This window comes from Vibrio navarrensis (assembly GCF_015767675.1).
Lineage (GTDB): Bacteria > Pseudomonadota > Gammaproteobacteria > Enterobacterales > Vibrionaceae > Vibrio.
This window is the reverse complement of the sequence record NZ_CP065217.1, coordinates 2354644-2373274: the sequence shown is the minus strand read 5'-3', so window position 1 is coordinate 2373274 and position 18631 is coordinate 2354644. Positions and strand designations below refer to the sequence as shown.

Genomic DNA, 18631 nt, shown 5'->3' with positions numbered 1-18631 from the left:
ACCGCCTAAAGGGTGAGCAGACAACTGATTAAATGATATGACAAGGTGAACAAAAATGGGTCACGCTGAAAGTAAATTCCAACCAGCAAATATTGCGGTATTGACCGTGTCAGATACACGTAGCGAAGCAAATGACACTTCTGGTGCGTATTTGGTGGAGAGCGCCAAGGAAGCTGGACATCACATAGTCGATAAGAAAATTGTCATTGACGATATGTATAAGATCCGCGCCATTGTATCTCAGTGGATTGCCGATGAGAGCGTACAGGCCGTGCTTATTACTGGCGGAACGGGCTTTACTTCGCGCGATAGCACGCCTGAGGCGCTCAAGCCATTGTTTGATAAAGAAGTAGAAGGCTTTGGTGAGCTATTCCGTCAAGTATCGTATGAAGAGATCGGTACTTCCACGATTCAATCTCGCGCGATTGCGGGTTTTGCCAACCATACAGTAATTTTCGCCATGCCGGGTTCAACGGGTGCGTGTCGCACGGGCTGGAGCAAAATTATCAAGCAACAATTGGATGCCAGCCATCGTCCGTGCAACTTTATGCCTCATCTGAGTGTATAAAGGAGAGAGTATGAGCCAATTAACCCATATCAATGCCTCGGGCGAAGCCAATATGGTGGATGTGTCGGCCAAAGCTGAAACGGTGCGTGAAGCAAGGGCAGAAGCCTTGGTTCAAATGGCGCCAGAAACGCTGCAACTTATTCTATCCGGCCAACATCATAAAGGTGATGTCTTCGCGACGGCGCGCATTGCCGGTATCCAAGCGGCAAAGAAAACCTGGGATTTAATTCCACTTTGCCACCCTTTGTTGCTGACGAAAGTCGAAGTACAGATCGAAGCCATTGAAACGGAAAATAAAGTTCGTATTGAATCGGTGTGCAAGTTGGCGGGCAAGACAGGCGTTGAAATGGAAGCGTTGACTGCGGCCTCTGTAGCGGCTCTTACCATCTACGATATGTGTAAAGCGGTACAGAAAGACATTGTGATCGGCAATATACGGCTGTTGGAAAAAACGGGCGGCAAATCAGGGCACTTTAAGGTGGATGTATGATCAAAGTTCTCTTTTTCGCGCAAACCCGCGAGTTGGTATGCACGGATTCAGTTGAGCTGCAAGAGCCGTTTGCGAATGTCGAAGCGATTCGCGCTCATCTTGCCTCGCAAACCGGAAAGTGGGCTCTTGCATTGGAAACCGGTAAGCTGTTGGCGGCAGTTAATCAAAGTATTGTGTCATTGGATACTGAAGTAAAAGACGGTGATGAGGTGGCATTTTTTCCACCAGTGACAGGAGGTTAGCCTTGGATTTGCGTGTTTCTGTTCAGTTAGAGGACTTCGATCTCGCCACAGAATATGCCCATCTAGCGCAGGGTAGTGCCGCCGGGGCAGTGGTCACTTTTGTTGGCAAAGTGCGTGATATGAATCTCGGCGACAAGGTGATTGGCTTGTCACTCGAGCATTATCCGGGCATGACCGAAAAGTCACTGAGTGAGATTTGCGATCAAGCGCAAATACGCTGGCCACTATTAGGCGTTCGAGTGATTCACCGAGTTGGTGATCTAGCGCTTGGCGATCAAATTGTCCTAGTCGGCGTGTCCAGTGCGCACCGCAGTGCGGCGTTTGAGGCGTGCGAATTTATTATGGACTTCCTCAAGACCAACGCGCCTTTTTGGAAGAAAGAGAGAACCACTGAGCAAACGCGCTGGGTGGAATCTCGAGAATCGGACAGCAAAGCAGCGCAGCGTTGGCATTCTCCCCAATAATCAACAGACAATGAAAAGCGATGGTCTCGGTCTCATCCATCGCTTTTTTGTATCACGATCACTTTCAGTAATAACATGATCTTAAGTTCACTTTTGTATCTGTGTTGAATCGGTGACATTGTTCACAAGACCACCTTTTCTGACAAAATATTTGCCACAATCTGTTAGACGCCATATGTCATAAATGTTAATTTTTAGCAACATATCTAGCACAAGATGCTGATGTGGAGTTGATTTTTAGATTTATCGACACTTATATCTACGAGTTTTGGTGAGCTGGTCAAGAAACTTCTGCTGAAAACTAAAGCTGTAGTATAAGGTGCTAATATTGTGCGGTTTCCTAAGGATTATTACGTTTTTTGCTACATTTTTATGGCAAATTACTTCAATGATTGCTAATGTGTGCCGCAATCTTTGCGATTATTTAGCTATTTTTGCTTAAAAAACAAGCTAAAAATTCCTAAATCACTGGCCGTTCTGGTGTCTTGCAAAGAAGTCATGGATGCAAATGAAAAACTTGGAGTTTATGCATGTATAAGAACAAAATCACTCAAGCCCTTCTTCTAGGCGCTGGTTTGGCAATGGCTGCCACTTCTACTCTTTCCTTCGCTGCTGATGTTCCAGCAGGTACTAAACTAGCAGCAAAGCAGGAACTGGTTCGTGGTAACGGCACAGAAGTCGCGTCTATCGATCCGCACAAAACGGAAGGGGTGCCAGAGTCAAACGTTATTCGCGATTTACTCGAAGGCTTGGTGAACCAGGATGCAACTGGCAACACTATCCCAGGTGTGGCTGAAAGCTGGGAAACAACAGACAACAAAACCTTTGTTTTCCACCTGCGTAAAAATGCGAAATGGTCTAACGGCGATCCTGTGACTGCTGAAGACTTCGTATACAGCTTCAAACGTGCAGTTGATCCAGCAACCGCTTCTCCATACTCTTGGTACCTAGAGATGACGACGATGGAAAATGCTGCTGACATCATCGCAGGGAAAAAAGACAAAGAAACTTTGGGTGTGAAAGCATTGGATGCAAACACACTGGAGATCAAATTGGAATCAGCGGTTCCATACTTTGTGAAAATGATGGGCCACACTACTGTGAAACCAGTACACCGTGCAACGGTTGAAAAATGGGGCGATCAGTGGACCAAACCTGAACACTTCGTAGGTAACGGCGCATACGTTCTAGATAAATGGGTTGTGAACGAGCGTATGGAGCTAAAACGTAACTCTAATTACTGGGACAATGAGCATACAGTCATCAACAAAGTGACTTACCTGCCAATTGAAAACCAAGTCTCGGAAATGAACCGTTTTCTATCTGGTGAGATTCAGATCACAAACGAATTGCCACTTGAGCACTTCAAACGCCTGAAGAAAGAGCATCCTGAATCGATTCAAGTACAAGGTAACCTATGTACTTACTACTATGGCTTCAACAACCAGAAAGCACCTTTCAATGATGTACGTGTTCGCAAAGCATTGTCTTACGCGATTGACCGTAACATCATCACAGACGCGATTCTTGGTCAAGGTCAGAAACCTGCTTATTTCTTGACCCCAGAAATCACAGCCGGATTCCACCCTGAAATGCCTGCTTATGGCAAGATGACCCAGAAAGAACGTATTGCTGAGGCGAAGAAACTTCTAGCTGAAGCGGGTTACGACAAATCAAACCCTCTAAAATTCACACTGCTGTACAACACTTCAGAAAACCACAAGAAGATTGCAACTGCGGTCCAATCAATGTGGAAAACCACACTGGGTGTTGACGTAGCGCTAGAAAACCAAGAGTGGAAGACTTTCCTAGATACACGTCGTTCGGGTGGATATGACGTAACTCGTGCTGGTTGGTGTGGTGACTACAACGAAGCATCAAGCTTCTTGTCACTGATGCAGTCCAATAACAGCTCAAACGACCAGAAATACCACAGTGCAGAATACGATGCAGTGATGGAAAAAGCGATGAACACCACTTCCGACGCAGAGCGTGAAGCTCTATATGTTGATGCTGAGAAATTACTAGCTCGTGATATGCCACTTGCGCCTATCTATCAGTACGTAAAATCTCGTTTAGTATCTCCAACGGTTGGCGGCTACCCTGCTGGTAACGCGGAAGATAAGATCTACGCTAAAGATCTTTACATCAAAGCTCAATAGTTCTTGAGCATTTAAAACTATAAATATATAGACACTGTATGCGCAGCGCGCATACAGCGTCTTTTAATTTCTATTGTCACAGACTGAAAGAGTGAGTTTATGATTAAATTCATTGCAAAAAGGATATTTGAAGCGATTCCAACTTTGTTGGTGCTAATCACGATATCTTTCTTTCTGATGCGTTTTGCACCAGGTAACCCATTTTCTTCTGAGCGTCCTCTGCCTCCAGAGGTTATGGCTAATATCAACGCGAAATATGGTTTGGATAAACCAGTATCTGAACAATATTTCACCTACTTGACCAATATCTTGCAAGGTGATTTTGGCCCATCGTTTAAATATAAAGATTATTCGGTAAACGAATTGATAGCGAGTGCTTTGCCTGTATCTGCTAAAGTTGGATTTGCAGCATTTATATTTACTGTCATTTTAGGGGTAAGTATCGGTACTATCGCAGCATTAAGGCAAAACACTTGGGTTGACTACTCGATAATGTCGACGGCTATGCTCGGCGTGGTGATGCCTTCTTTTGTACTCGCCCCCGTGTTGATTTATATCTTCTCTATTAATCTGGGGTGGTTCCCAGCCGGTGGATGGTTAGATGGTTCCTTCCACTATATGACACTTCCTGTTATTGGTATGTCGTTGCTATATGTTGCCACCTTTGCCCGTATCACACGGGGTTCAATGATTGAAACTCTAAACAGTAACTTCATTCGTACTGCTCGCGCCAAAGGTTTAAGTTATCGCTACATTGTTATCAAGCATGCCCTGAAACCAGCTATGATGCCTGTAGTGTCTTATATGGGTCCGGCATTCGTTGGTATCATTACTGGCTCTGTCGTCATTGAAACCATCTTTGGGTTGCCGGGCATCGGTAAACTATTTGTTAACGCCGCCTTTAACCGTGACTATTCGTTGGTTATGGGGGTAACTATCTTAATCGGTTTCCTATTTATTATCTTCAATGCGGTTGTGGATATTCTGCTCGCGTATATCGACCCTAAAATTCGCTACTAATTGGACACGGATATTATGTTAACCAAAAAAGCAAACTTAGAAGCGATCGAAAAGTTCTCTGAGAACTTAGAAATTGAAGGTCGCAGTTTATGGCAGGATGCTCGTATTCGTTTTATGCGCAATAAAGCGGCAATGGTCAGCTTGTTCATTCTTTCTTTAATTACTTTGGCCGTTATTTTTGTGCCAATGTTTTCTACTTATTCATACGAAGATACCGATTGGTATGCCATGCATGCAGCGCCAACCGCTGAGCACTGGTTTGGTACAGATGCGCTCGGCCGAGACCTATTGGTGCGTACACTAGTAGGTGGACGCATCTCTCTGATGGTCGGTATCATGGGGGCTCTGGTTGCTGTGCTGATCGGTACGCTTTACGGCGCTGCATCGGGCTTTATTGGCGGACGTACAGATCGCATTATGATGCGTATTCTAGAGATTCTATACGCAATCCCATTCATGTTCTTAGTGATTGTGCTAGTCACCTTTTTCGGCCGCAACATTGTTCTAATATTTGTTGCCATTGGTGCGATTGCTTGGCTCGATATGGCACGTATTGTGCGCGGGCAAACGTTGAGCTTGCGCAGCAAAGAGTTTATTGAAGCAGCACATGTGTGTGGTGTTAGTAACTGGAATATTATTACTCGGCACATTGTGCCAAATGTGCTGGGCATCGTGGCAGTTTACTCAACACTGCTCATCCCAAGTATGATTCTGACAGAATCCTTCCTTTCATTCCTTGGTCTAGGTGTACAGGAACCGATGACAAGCTGGGGTGCCTTGCTGCAAGAAGGCGCGAACACAATGGAAGTCGCTATTTGGCAGCTTCTTTTCCCAGCAGCGTTCATGGTTATTACTCTATTCTGTTTCAACTACGTCGGTGATGGCCTGCGCGATGCGCTCGATCCAAAAGACAGATAAGTAGAATAAAAGATTAAGGAAGCAATGATGAGCTTATTAGATGTCAAAGATCTGCGCGTCGAATTTACCACGCAAGATGGTATCGTCACCGCAGTAAACGATTTAAATTTCTCGCTAAACCAAGGTGAAACCCTAGGTATCGTGGGTGAGTCTGGTTCGGGTAAATCCCAGACGGTATTTGCCATTATGGGCTTGCTGGCGAAAAACGGAAAAATTTCAGGTAGTGCTAAGTTTGAGGGCAAAGAGATCCTCAACTTGCCTGAAAAGAAATTGAACAAAGTGCGTGCAGAGCAGATCGCGATGATCTTCCAAGATCCAATGACGTCGCTTAACCCGTATATGAAGGTGAGCGATCAGTTGATGGAAGTGCTTATGCTGCACAAAGGCATGAGCAAAGCGCAAGCGTTCGAAGAATCTGTGCGTATGTTGGAAGCGGTAAAAATTCCCGAAGCGCGTAAACGTATTACCATGTACCCGCATGAGTTCTCAGGCGGTATGCGTCAACGTGTGATGATTGCGATGGCGCTGCTGTGTCGCCCCAAACTGTTGATCGCGGATGAACCGACCACCGCATTGGATGTGACTGTTCAGGCACAGATCATGGACCTGCTCAATGAACTTAAACGCGAGTTCAACACGGCGATCATCATGATTACTCACGATCTGGGCGTCGTTGCAGGCTCTTGTGACAAAGTGCTGGTGATGTACGCGGGACGTACAATGGAATATGGCACAGTTGACGACATTTTCTATCAACCGACTCATCCGTATGCCGAAGGTCTTTTGAAAGCGATTCCTCGTCTTGATACTGAAGGCGAGATCTTGCCAACCATTCCGGGCAATCCACCCAACTTGCTGCGTTTGCCACCAGGTTGCCCATACCAAGAACGCTGTCATCGCGTGATGGATCACTGTAAACGTGAAGCGCCAATTCTGACGCAATTCGGTGATGGTCGTCAGCGCGCCTGTTTTTCTGATTGGGAGGCTTGGACAAAATGAGTGCACAAGAGAAAAAAATACTACTCGACGTTAAAAATCTGAAGGTTCATTTCAGCATCGCGTCTAAATCGGCTTGGCCTTGGAGCAAGCCTGCGAATCTGAAAGCGGTTGACGGAGTGAACATTCGCCTTTATGAAGGGGAAACGCTCGGCGTGGTAGGCGAGTCTGGTTGCGGTAAGTCGACTTTTGCTCGTGCCATTATCGGTCTTGTTCAAGCGACCGAAGGTGAAGTCGTTTGGCTTGGCCAAGATGTGACCAAGATGAAAGAGGTCAAGCGCCGCGAAACGCGCAAAGACATGCAGATGATTTTCCAAGATCCATTGGCATCGCTTAACCCGCGTATGACGGTTGGTGATATCATCGCTGAGCCTTTAGAAACCTTCTACCCGCAGCTTTCTAAGCAAGATGTGAAAGATCGTGTGAAAGAGATGATGGCAAAGGTTGGCCTATTGCCCAACGTAATCAACCGTTATCCACACGAGTTTTCTGGTGGTCAGTGTCAGCGTATTGGTATCGCTCGCGCGTTGATCTTGAACCCGAAGATGATCATCTGTGATGAACCTGTTTCTGCTCTGGATGTGTCGATACAAGCTCAGGTTGTCAACCTCTTGAAAGAGTTGCAAAAAGAGCTTGGCCTCTCTTTGGTGTTTATTGCGCACGATTTGTCGGTGGTGAAACACATCTCCGATCGCGTATTGGTGATGTACCTCGGTAATGCCGTTGAGCTAGGTAAATCAGAAGCCTTGTTTGCCGATCCGAAACACCCATACACACGAGCGCTGATGTCTGCGGTGCCGATCCCTGACCCAAGGATCGAGCGCAGCAAAACCATCCAGATGTTGGAAGGTGATTTGCCTTCGCCAATCAATCCACCATCAGGCTGTGTCTTCCGTACGCGTTGCCCACAGGCGACCGAAGCGTGTGCTAAAACCAGACCAACCATTCAAGGTACAGATACTCACGCGGTTTCGTGTCTGCACGTTGAAATCTAAGCCATTCAGCCTGTGACGGGCTTAAGCGCGGTATCGTAATGATCCGCGCTTTTTTTGTCTCTGTGTCTGCCTCTCTGATGTTTCAAATTGCACTTCTGTACTTGTTCGAAATTTCTGAAGATCACTAGCAATCACCACTTGTTAAGAAAAATGCCAGCCTGTTTATACTGAGAAAAAACACGAGGAGGCTCGAAAATGGGCAAGCTAATCAACGGTGAATGGCACGATGTTTGGTACGATACGAAGCAAAATCAAGGTAAATTTGTCCGTGAAGAGGCAGGATTTCGTCATTGGATAGAAAATCGCGCGGCAGCAACATTTCAACCTGAATCTGGGCGTTATCATCTTTATGTGTCTCTGGCGTGCCCTTGGGCGCATCGTACCATGATTTTTCGTCATCTTAAGGGGTTAGAAAGCCATATTGATGTCACGATTGTCTGCCCTGATATGCTCAGTGAAGGCTGGAAAATGGGGTTGCCTGAGCCGCTATTTGGTCATACGCGCTTGCACCAAATTTATACTCAGGCGCAGAAAGACTACACCGGAAGAGTCACTGTGCCTGTTTTGTGGGACAAAAAGACCCACACTATTGTCAGTAACGAATCGTCTGAAATCATTCGTATGTTCAACTCCGAATTTAACCAACTGACGGGCAATACGGCCGACTACTATCCGCTTGCTCTTCGCGATGTGATTGATGAATGGAATGCGTTTATCTACCCAAATATCAACAATGGTGTCTATCGTTGTGGATTTGCCACCACACAAGAAGCCTACGAAGAGGCGTATGAAGCGCTCTTTGCCGCTTTAGACAAAGTGGATGCACACTTGGCGACTCATCGTTATTTAGCTGGCCGTCACCTAACTGAAGCTGACTGGCGTCTGTTTACCACGTTGATTCGCTTCGATGCTGTGTATGTTGGCCATTTTAAGTGCAATAAAAAGCGCATTGCCGATTACCCCAATTTAAATGGCTACCTAAAAGAGCTTTATCAGATCGAAGGCATTGCTGAAACGACAGATTTCTACCATATCAAACGTCATTACTATTTCAGCCATACGACCATTAATCCAAGCCAAGTGGTGCCTGTTGGCCCAGATTTAGATCTGAACTCGCCTCACGGACGGGATCACTTGTAATGAAACATGAGAAGTCTTTTGTATCACAACCTTTGTCATTTCACAGTCCATATTGATGAATCAATTAAACTGAATTTAAAGGGTATTTTCCTTTAAAGGTGTTGGAATAGACGTCAGTGAATTGGTTAATGAACAAGGCGTTTGTTGATTGCGCTGTTACTCGGCGTGATCATCGGTACTCAGCGTGACTGGGTAATGCGCAACAGTGCGGAAGGGACCGAGTGGCAGGCATTCGCACTTTCTCTCTGGTTGGTCTGTTCGGCGGCTTAACCGCCTTACTCGCCGTAGGCCTGACAATAAAAAGCCCTCGACTTGGCGAGGGCTTGAACTTTACAGTGACAATTACTTCTGCTCTTGGCTTGACTGAATGGCCGTTAGAGCGATGGTGTAGACGATATCGTCGACAAGCGCACCACGAGACAAGTCATTTACTGGCTTGCGCATACCTTGCAGCATTGGACCGATAGAAACGAGATCCGCGCTGCGTTGTACTGCTTTGTAAGTCGTGTTACCTGTGTTTAGATCAGGGAAGACGAATACGGTTGCTTTACCCGCAACTGGAGAGTTTGGTGCTTTAGAAGCGGCCACGTTTTCCATAATCGCTGCGTCGTATTGCAGTGGACCGTCGATGATCAGATCAGGGCGCTTCTCTTGTGCGATGCGTGTTGCTTCGCGCACTTTGTCAACGTCAGCGCCTTTACCTGATTCACCCGTTGAGTAAGAGATCATTGCTACTCGTGGTTCAATGCCGAACGCTGCGGCAGAATCTGCTGACTGGATAGCAATCTCTGCCAACTGCTCTGCGGTTGGATCTGGGTTGATCGCACAGTCACCGTAAACCAGTACTTGATCAGGCAGAAGCATGAAGAATACGGATGATACGATCGACGCATTTGGTGCTGTCTTGATGATCTGGAACGGAGGAACGATGGTGTTCGCCGTTGTGTGAACCGCACCCGAAACCAGACCGTCAACTTCATCGGCTTCGAGCATCATGGTGCCAAGGAACACAGAGTCTTGCAGTTTTTCGCGCGCAACCACTTCGGTCATGCCTTTTGAACCACGCAGCTCAACAAGGCGAGCAACGTAGTTTTCACGAATCGCATCTGCATCGATGATTTGCACGCCAGCACCAAGTTCAACGCCTTGCTGAGCGGCAACACGTTTGATCTCTTCAGGGTTACCAAGCAGGACACATTCTGCGATACCGCGCTCAGCACAGATAGCCGCTGCTTTGACGGTACGTGGCTCATCACCTTCTGGAAGCACGATACGTTTACCCGCTTTACGTGCCAGTTCAGTCAACTGATAACGGAACGCTGGTGGGCTTAGGCGGCGTGATTTCTGCGTGCCTTCGGTCATGGATTCGATCCAGTTGCCGTCAATGTGGCTTGCAACGTGCTCGTTGATGAATTCAATACGCTCTTTGTCGTCTGCTGGCACTTCCAAGCTAAAGCTTTGTAGGTTTAACGAGGTCTGCCAAGTGTTGCCTTGTGCTTTGAAAATGGGTAGGCCGGTTTCAAACGCTGGCTTACACAGACCTGTAATCTCAGCAGGAATATCGTAACCACCGGTCAGAAGCACGGCGCCAATTTCCACACCGTTCATTGCAGCAAGCGATGCGGCAACGATAACGTCTGGGCGGTCTGCTGAAGTTACCAGCAGTGAACCTGGTTTAAAGTGCTCAATCATATGCGGCAGAGAGCGTGCACAGAAGGTGATGCTTTTGATACGACGAGTTTTGATATCACCTTGATTGATGACCTCGGCCTTCAGGTGCTTGGCCATGTCGATGGCGCGAGTGGCAATCAGATTGATGCTCCATGGCACACAACCCAGAACGCGGATTGGGCTTGAATTGAAGATCTGCATCACTTCGAGTTGGTTCTGTTTTGCGCTGTCGGCGTCGTCAAAGATTTCCGACAAGTCAGGGCGAGTACGGCCCGCTTCGTCAACAGGCGCGTTAAGCTTGTTGATGATCACGCCGGAAATGTTCTTGTTTTTTGTGCCGCCGAAGTTTGAGCAAGCTACTTCAATGCGCTCTTTCAACTGCGATGGGTTGTCTGTGCCTGGGGTGGCAACCAACACAATTTCCGCGCCCAGTGTGGCGGCGATTTCTGCGTTCACTTGGTTGGCGAATGGATGCTTACGTGTTGGAACCAAACCTTCGATCAGCGTAACATCCGCATCTTTATTGATCTGGTTGTAACGTTCTACAACGGTCTCAAGCAGCTCGTCCATGTTATCGTTGCCGATCAGGTTTTCAGCCACTGACATTTGCATTGGCTCGCCAATTTTCATGTCACTGTTGACTGCAACGATGGTGCTGGTTAGATCGGGCTGATCACCGCCACTGCGTGGCTGAGCGATAGGTTTGTAAAAAGAAACTTTAACGCCTTTGCGCTCCATAGCGCGTAGGACACCCATGCTGACGCTGGTTAAACCAACACCGGCACTGGCTGGGATGAGCATAATAGTACGGGACATCAGACAAAGTACCTTTAACTATTGGGGGGATAAAAGCTTAACTGCGTATGGCTTGGCCGAGCCAAACAATAGCAGTAAAGCCCCTTATTCTTTTGTCATAAAGAAATCTGGCTAGCGGTGAGGCTAGCCAGTGAAGTCAATTACAGACCTGCTAGACGCGCAGTATCTTCTGCGATCACCAACTCTTCGTTGGTTGAGATAACCATCGCTGGGATGCGGCTGTTTGCTGTTGTGATAACGCCTTCGCCGCCGAAACGTGCTTTTAGGTTTGCTTCGCTGTCTACTTCGATACCGAAGATGCCAAGGCGGTTGAGAACCATTTCACGGATTGGAGCAGAGTTTTCACCGATGCCGCCAGTGAAAGTGATGGCGTCTAGACGACCGTCTATGGTTGCGGTGTAACCAGCAACGTATTTAGCAAGGCGGTGACAGAATACATCCATCGCGCGAGTGGCTTCTTCTTTCTGGCCGTAGTTGTCTTCAACGAAACGGCAGTCAGACGTCACTTCAGTCAGACCAGCTAGGCCAGACTCTTTGGTCAGCATAGTGTTGATTTTTTCAACCGAGTAGCCAAGCGCATCGTGTAGGTGGAAAATGATTGCAGGGTCGATATCGCCACAGCGAGTACCCATTACTAGACCTTCAAGTGGTGTTAGGCCCATTGAAGTATCCACTGACTGGCCGTTCTTCACTGCACAAACAGAAGCGCCGTTACCTAGGTGACAGTTGATGATGTTCACTTCTTCTACTGGCTTGTTGAGTAGGCTTGCCACTTCACGAGTGATGAACAGGTGAGAAGTGCCGTGCATACCGTAACGACGGATACCGTGCTCTTTGTACAGGCTGTATGGCAAAGCATATAGATAAGATTCTTCAGGCATCGTTTGGTGGAAAGCGGTATCGAATACAGCGACGTTTTTCAGTGCTGGGAACGATTTTTGTGCCGCTTTAATACCGATGATGTGTGCTGGGTTGTGAAGTGGTGCCAGTGTTGCACAGTCTTCGATACCTTTGAGAACGTCGTCAGTGATAAGCGCTGACTGAGTGAACTTCTCGCCGCCGTGTACAACACGGTGACCGATTGCTGCTAGATTCTCAGAAAGCTCTGGCTTAGAAGCAAGAATAGTTTCTACCATAAACGCTAGGGCTTCTTCGTGTGCTGCACCGTTACCCAGCTGAGCTTCGTGTTTGCCATCCAGTTTCCATTTGATACGTGCTTCAGGAAGGTGAAGACACTCAGCAAGACCTGATAGATGCTCGTCGCCATTTTCGGCATCAACAACAGCAAATTTGAGAGAAGAACTACCGCAGTTTAAAACTAAAACTAGCTTAGACATTTGTGACTACCTGTTATTCGTCTGATAAAGATCAGTAAGGATGAAAAATCATTCACAAGAATAGACGATGCCGTTACAGCTGCGTACTAATCTTGGTCAAAAAACTTTCGCTTTCCGTAATAAAGAAAGGTGGCGATCCCAATCACCACCTTTGCCATCCTTTGCAGATAGGTCCTCAGAGTTGCTTAAATTGTAAAATACAGCAACAATGACATTGAGGATCGTCAAAGGATAACGATAATAGACAATGATAACAAAAAAAATTTGAAAGGATATTAACTTTCATCAATTTTTTGCGTTTTCAGTTTAAATCTTCAACTAAATTTTAGTGAGGGGCGTTATGAGCAATAAAGTCGGATTAGCCCACAGCCTACGAGATGGGCAAAAGTACATGGATATCTGGCCGATGCGCAAAGAGTTGAACGCCATATTTCCTGATCAGAGAATAATTAAGGCGACGCGCTTCGGCGTGAAAGTGATGCCGGCGATTGCGGCCATTAGCCTGCTTACCCAAATGGCTTTCGACAATTACCAAGCCTTGCCACAAGCCATTGTGGTGGCACTGTTCGCTCTAAGTATGCCGTTGCAAGGAATGTGGTGGCTTGGCAATCGCTCTAACACGCAATTGCCTCCTGCGTTGGCAAGTTGGTATCGTGAGTTGCATCATAAGATTGTAGAAACAGGCTTTGCTTTGGAGCCACTCAAATCCCGTCCGCGTTATAAAGAGTTAGCGCAGATCCTCAATCGTGCCTTTCGTCAACTGGATAAAAGCGCCTTAGAACGTTGGTTTTAGCGCGATTTCTAAGTGCTTAAGTGAGTTCTTCCGGGCAGCCTCCGTGCTGCCTTTTGTTTTGCGTTATTTTCCGCTAGACATTTTGTCTTATCTCTCCTTTTGTTTGTTTTCTGTTAAATCCCGCTTTCCATCACGCTAAGTTACTGGTAATAATGTCATTCAGATGCACGAAAAGTGCACACAATAAAGATCGAACACAATAAACAAACACACAACATCACCTATCTAAATTATGCTGAAATCAAGGAGTCAAGATGAAAGCAGGAAAACTGATCGCGACGGCCGTTCTTGCCAGTGCTGCATTACTCTCATCTCAATCGGTATTAGCGAAAACTGCCAAAGTTGCGGTATCGCAAATCGTTGAACATCCCGCCTTGGACGCAACGCGTCAAGGATTGCTCGATGGTCTGAAAGCCAAAGGCTACGTTGAGGGGAAAAATCTCGAATTTGATTACAAAACAGCGCAAGGCAACCCAGCGATTGCGGTGCAAATTGCTCGTCAGTTTGTCGGGGAAAATCCAGATGTGCTAGTGGGTATTGCTACGCCAACTGCGCAGGCTTTGGTTTCGGCGACTCGCTCTATTCCGGTGGTGTTTACCGCGGTAACCGACCCTGTCGGAGCGAAACTGGTTAAAAGCATGCAGCAACCGGGCAAGAATGTGACGGGTTTGTCTGACCTTTCTCCTGTTTCTCAGCATGTTGACCTTATCAAAGAAATTCTACCGAATGCCAAGTCGATTGGTGTTGTGTATAACCCAGGCGAAGCCAACGCGGTGACGTTAGTCGATCTGCTGAAAAAGAGCGCAGCAGAGAAGGGTTTACAGGTGGTGGAAGCCACTGCGCTGAAAAGTGCTGATGTGCAGTCAGCGACTCAAGCGATTGCGGCTAAATCTGACGTGTTGTATGCACCGACGGACAACACCGTTGCCAGTGCGATCGAAGGGATGATTGTTGCTGCAAACCAAGCAAAAACGCCGGTGTTTGGAGGGGCGACCTCTTATGTTGAAAAAGGTGCGATTGCGAGCTTAGGTTTTGATTACTATCAAGTTGGCGTGCAAACGGCAGAGTACGTCGCAGCCATTTTAGATGGACAAGAGCCGGGCAAGTTAGATGTAAAAGTGGCCACAGGCTCTGATTTAGTGGTGAACCAGCGTGTTGCTACCAAGCTCGGTGTAACAATTCCTGCTTCTGTGCTTGAGCGCGCGACAGAGGTTCAATAACTCTCCTCATCGGCCAGCGGGAAGCTGGCCCAATTCTTGAGCAGAATTAAAGGAGTGACTATGTCTGCTTTTGCATTTTTCGGAGCTTTAGAGCTTGGCCTGTTGTACGGTTTGGTCGCATTGGGCGTTTTTCTCACCTTTCGTGTGTTGGATTTTCCTGATCTCAGTGTTGACGGTAGTTTTCCGATGGGCGCGGCGGTTGCAGCAACGGCAATCGTGGCGGGCGTCAACCCTTGGCTTGCCACTGGAATGGCGATTATCGCTGGCGCAATGACCGGCTGGGTAACGGCATTTTTAGCGGTGCGCTGCGGAATATTGCACCTTTTAGCATCCATTCTCACCATGATTGCCGCGTTTTCTATCAACATTCGCATTATGGGTCGGCCAAATATGGCTTTGCTTGGGGAAGAAACCATTCTCACGCCGTTTGAGTCTTTGGGCGATCCTATGCTGGTTCGACCATTGGTGGTTGGCATCTTGGTGTTAATCTCAGCTTGGTTAGTGGTTCGTCTGCTCAGCAGCGATTTTGGCCTGGGTTTACGCGCCACGGGGGTTAACGCTCGAATGGTGCGCGCACAGGGTGGAAGTACTTCTTTTTACACCTATTTTGGTCTTGCACTATCGAACGGTTTTGTCGGCTTTGCGGGGGCATTATTTGCGCAAACCAATAGTTTTGCCGATGTTACCTCTGGGGTTGGCACCATAGTGGTCGGCCTTGCTGCGGTAATCTTAGGTCAAACGCTGATCTCGGGCCGTAAAATTTGGGTAGCCGTCGTTGCGGTAATTGTTGGCTCGGTTCTTTATCGTTTAGCCGTTGCATTTGCCTTGAGCTCGGGCATGTTTGGCTTACAAGCATCGGATCTCAACTTAGTGACCGCCATTCTCGTTGCGATTGCCTTGATCGCGCCGAAACTGAAAGGAAACCTCAGTATAAAAAAGTCTGTTAGCCCTGCCAAAGTGGCGGGTGGAAAAAGTCGATCAGGAGGTACGGCATGATTAGGCTTGAAGATATTCAGGTGACGTTTAATCGCGGCACTATTCTTGAAAATCGCGCTTTGCGTGGTGTCTGTTTAGAAGTGCCGGAGTACCAGTTTCTCACGGTTATTGGCTCAAATGGCGCAGGTAAATCAACACTTTTGGGCGCGGTAACAGGTGAAACGCCGATGGTCGGTGGCAAAGTATTGATTGATGACACCGACGTGACCCATCAAACCGTTGACCAGCGGGCTAGGCTTTGCGCACGTGTATTTCAAGATCCGTTAGCGGGTACTTGCGGCGCGCTCACCATCGAAGAGAACATGGCTTTGGCTTACATGCGCGGGAAATCTCGTGGTTGGAACTTAGCGCTCTCTTCCCAGCGCAGAAAGCTCTTTCAAGAGCGTATCAGTATTCTGGGTTTAGGTTTAGAAGATAGGCTGGGCGACAGTATTGGCCTACTATCAGGTGGGCAGCGCCAAGCCGTGAGTTTGGTGATGGCGACCTTATCGGACAGTAAGCTGCTCTTGCTGGATGAACATACCGCAGCCTTAGACCCTCGTATGGCGGCGTTTATCATCGATCTGACCAAACGCATCGTCAAAGAGTTTAACCTGACTGTGATGATGGTGACTCACTCGATGAAAGATGCGCTGGCGTGTGGCGATCGCACCGTCATGTTGCACCAAGGCGAAATTGTTTTGGATGTCGCCGGAGAGCAACGGGCAGGAATGACGGTGACTCATCTGCTCGAAATGTTCTCTAAAGTGCGTGGTGAAGAGTTAGCGGACGACAGCTTACTGCTCAACTAAAATTAGTCGCGTCACATCTCTACGCCCCTAACAATACGCCTACCAAGTGTGATCTCCCCTTGAAAAATAAAGGATTATTTATTTTTTAAGGGGGGAGTTTATCGGTTGTTTGTGCTTCTACAATAAAACAAAGCAACAACTAGAGTACCTCAAATGACGCATCCCTTTCTTTTTCACTCGCAGACTCAAGATGGATTTTGCTTAAGCCAAGGCTTAGCGCAGGTGACACTTCGCACTCAATCGCAAGGTATTCAAAAGGTCTACCTCAGGCATGAACCCGATAATGAAGAGTACTTAGTCGAGATGCAACCGATTGAAGCTGCCGGGGTGTTAAAGCAATGGCGAGCAAGTTTCGCGCTCAACAGTGACCGTGATGTCACTCAATATGTCTTCAAAGTACTGACGGAAGATGGACAGTATTGGTTAGATGCTCGCGGGGTGCAAAAGCGCATGCCGGGCAGCGAATATCACTTTAAATACAATGCTAAACATCAACCGCCAGAGTGGGTGAAAGAGCAGGTTTTCTATCAAATCTTCCCAGATCGCTTTTGCGACGGCAATCCTGATATCAGTGTGAAAGATGGCGAATACACAGTAAAAAATGGTACGCGGCTGGTGGTGGCCAAAGCTTGGGGAGAGGCGGTTGATACCGGATCTGGCTATGGTGGCTGTGAGTTTTATGGCGGCGATCTGGCCGGTATCGCAAGCAAACTGGATTATCTACAAACTTTGGGCGTGAGCGCGCTCTATCTCAACCCTATTTTTACCGCACCGAGTAATCATAAGTACGATACGACCGATTATCTGATGGTCGATCCGCATCTTGGCACCAATCAGGAGTTTGCCGAGCTCACGCAAGCATTACACCAGCGCAACATGAAAGTGATACTCGATGCGGTGTTTAACCACACCTCTTGCGAACATCCTTGGCTCGATCGCGGCGGTAAAGGAGACAACGGTGCCTACCATCACAGTGATTCGCCTTATCGTGACTACTATTTCTTTGATGACGAAACGAAGAATTACATCGGTTGGAAAGGGATTGAGAACCTACCTGTGCTCAATTTTGCTCATCAAGCGGTAAAAAATTACATCTACCAAGGTGAAGATGCGGTGATACGCCATTGGCTCAAAGCGCCTTATCAAATTGACGGCTGGCGGTTCGATGTGATCCATATGCTTGGTGAAGGGGAAGGGGCCTACAATAATGCCCATTACGTGCAGGCGTTTCGTCAGGCGACCAAAGCGGAAAACCCACAGGCGTACGTGCTCGGAGAACATTTTTTTGAGGCCACTAAGTGGCTGCAAGGGGAGCAAGAAGATGGCTCGATGAACTACTACGGCTTTGCCCACCCAGTCCGAGCACTACTGGCACAACAAGATATCGCTTACGACCCGATTACCATTGATGGCTGCGAATTTGTCGAATGGCTCAATGAGGCACGAGCGAAAATTCCTTGGCTCAACCAATTAAGCCAGCTCAATCAACTCGATAGCCATGATACCGCACGCTTCATTACGCTACTCAACCAACACCAAGGTTACATGGAAATCGCACTCGGGCTGTTGTTTACGTATGTTGGCACGCCGTGCCTTTACTATGGGACAGAAGTGGGCTTAGCAGGGGGACAAGATCCCGATAATCGACGTAGCTTCCCTTGGGAACAGGTCGAAACCTCCCCTTGGTTTGGTTATGTGCAACGCTTGATTCAATTGAGAACAACTCATCCTTGTTTACAGCAAGGCGCAATACAGTTTCTGGCGATAGAGAAGGATCACTTTGCCTTTACTCGCCAACTGGGAGAAGAATGCGCGCTGGTGGTTGTCAATCTCTGTCAAACGCAGTCGATCTCATTACCATTTTGGCAGACAGGAATATCAGCAGGCCAATTGACGCCGATGATAGAGCAACGCGCGCCTTTAGCCATTAGTGAAGAGATGTGCATGGAGATTGCGCCTGAATCCATTTCCGTATGGATGGTGGATGCGAAGTGAGGCTCTCGGCCGCTGAG

The 18631-nt window shown here is 47.5% G+C and carries 17 protein-coding genes and 1 pseudogene; 16 read left to right on the top strand and 2 right to left on the bottom strand.

What is annotated here, in order from left to right:
- The first annotated feature begins 55 nt into the window (after positions 1-55).
- The 11 genes and pseudogenes from moaB to I3X05_RS11275 form a co-directional block, all read left to right on the top strand.
- Positions 56-568: a molybdenum cofactor biosynthesis protein B gene (gene moaB, locus I3X05_RS11325; RefSeq protein WP_045570808.1), complete on the top strand. Its 513-nt coding sequence runs from the start codon at positions 56-58 to the stop codon at positions 566-568.
- A 10-nt stretch (positions 569-578) separates the two neighbouring features.
- Positions 579-1058 carry a cyclic pyranopterin monophosphate synthase MoaC gene (gene moaC / locus I3X05_RS11320; RefSeq protein ID WP_045570807.1) on the top strand — a complete coding sequence of 160 codons (480 nt, stop codon included), beginning with the start codon at positions 579-581 and terminating at the stop codon, positions 1056-1058.
- Positions 1055-1300, top strand: coding sequence for a molybdopterin synthase sulfur carrier subunit (gene moaD, locus I3X05_RS11315; protein WP_045570806.1), 246 nt, complete (start codon positions 1055-1057; stop codon positions 1298-1300). The genes moaC and moaD overlap by 4 nt, the downstream gene beginning before the upstream one ends.
- 2 nt (positions 1301-1302) lie before the next feature.
- Positions 1303-1764, top strand: a complete 462-nt coding sequence (moaE, locus tag I3X05_RS11310; protein WP_045570805.1) for a molybdopterin synthase catalytic subunit MoaE — start codon at positions 1303-1305, stop codon at positions 1762-1764.
- 530 nt (positions 1765-2294) lie between these two features.
- Complete coding sequence (locus I3X05_RS11305; protein ID WP_045570804.1) at positions 2295-3926, top strand: ABC transporter substrate-binding protein; 1632 nt, start codon at positions 2295-2297, stop codon at positions 3924-3926.
- A 99-nt stretch (positions 3927-4025) separates the two neighbouring features.
- Complete coding sequence (gene oppB, locus I3X05_RS11300) at positions 4026-4946, top strand: oligopeptide ABC transporter permease OppB (protein WP_045570803.1); 921 nt, start codon at positions 4026-4028, stop codon at positions 4944-4946.
- Between the two features lie 15 nt (positions 4947-4961).
- On the top strand, positions 4962-5864 hold the full coding sequence (gene oppC, locus I3X05_RS11295; protein WP_045570802.1) for an oligopeptide ABC transporter permease OppC: 903 nt from the start codon (positions 4962-4964) through the stop codon (positions 5862-5864).
- Between the two features lie 27 nt (positions 5865-5891).
- Positions 5892-6863: an ABC transporter ATP-binding protein gene (locus tag I3X05_RS11290; RefSeq protein WP_045570801.1), complete on the top strand. Its 972-nt coding sequence runs from the start codon at positions 5892-5894 to the stop codon at positions 6861-6863.
- Entirely contained in the window at positions 6860-7855 is a 996-nt protein-coding gene (gene oppF, locus I3X05_RS11285) for a murein tripeptide/oligopeptide ABC transporter ATP binding protein OppF (protein ID WP_045570800.1), read from the top strand. The genes I3X05_RS11290 and oppF overlap by 4 nt, the downstream gene beginning before the upstream one ends.
- Before the next feature lie 195 nt (positions 7856-8050).
- Positions 8051-8995: a glutathione S-transferase family protein gene (locus tag I3X05_RS11280; RefSeq protein WP_337970725.1), complete on the top strand. Its 945-nt coding sequence runs from the start codon at positions 8051-8053 to the stop codon at positions 8993-8995.
- Between the two features lie 141 nt (positions 8996-9136).
- A pseudogene (locus I3X05_RS11275) lies at positions 9137-9279 on the top strand (MgtC/SapB family protein); the annotation flags it as partial.
- A gap of 58 nt (positions 9280-9337) precedes the next feature.
- On the opposite strand, the gene pta reads toward I3X05_RS11275, so the two are convergent.
- Positions 9338-11482, bottom strand: coding sequence for a phosphate acetyltransferase (gene pta, locus I3X05_RS11270; protein WP_045570798.1), 2145 nt, complete (start codon positions 11480-11482; stop codon positions 9338-9340).
- 140 nt (positions 11483-11622) lie between these two features.
- Positions 11623-12819, bottom strand: coding sequence for an acetate kinase (locus I3X05_RS11265; RefSeq protein WP_337970724.1), 1197 nt, complete (start codon positions 12817-12819; stop codon positions 11623-11625).
- A gap of 340 nt (positions 12820-13159) precedes the next feature.
- On the opposite strand from I3X05_RS11265, the gene yfbV reads away from it, so the two are divergent.
- The 5 genes from yfbV to malZ all read left to right on the top strand — a co-directional run bounded on the left by yfbV (position 13160) and on the right by malZ (position 18614).
- On the top strand, positions 13160-13612 hold the full coding sequence (gene yfbV, locus I3X05_RS11260) for a terminus macrodomain insulation protein YfbV (protein WP_193167621.1): 453 nt from the start codon (positions 13160-13162) through the stop codon (positions 13610-13612).
- A gap of 254 nt (positions 13613-13866) precedes the next feature.
- On the top strand, positions 13867-14832 hold the full coding sequence (locus I3X05_RS11255; protein WP_045570795.1) for an ABC transporter substrate-binding protein: 966 nt from the start codon (positions 13867-13869) through the stop codon (positions 14830-14832).
- A 60-nt stretch (positions 14833-14892) separates the two neighbouring features.
- Positions 14893-15828, top strand: coding sequence for an ABC transporter permease (locus I3X05_RS11250; RefSeq protein ID WP_193157866.1), 936 nt, complete (start codon positions 14893-14895; stop codon positions 15826-15828).
- Positions 15825-16619: an ABC transporter ATP-binding protein gene (locus I3X05_RS11245; protein WP_193186183.1), complete on the top strand. Its 795-nt coding sequence runs from the start codon at positions 15825-15827 to the stop codon at positions 16617-16619. Before I3X05_RS11250 ends, I3X05_RS11245 begins: the two co-directional genes overlap by 4 nt.
- A 153-nt stretch (positions 16620-16772) precedes the next feature.
- Positions 16773-18614, top strand: coding sequence for a maltodextrin glucosidase (malZ, locus tag I3X05_RS11240; protein WP_193186186.1), 1842 nt, complete (start codon positions 16773-16775; stop codon positions 18612-18614).
- Positions 18615-18631 lie beyond the last annotated feature (17 nt).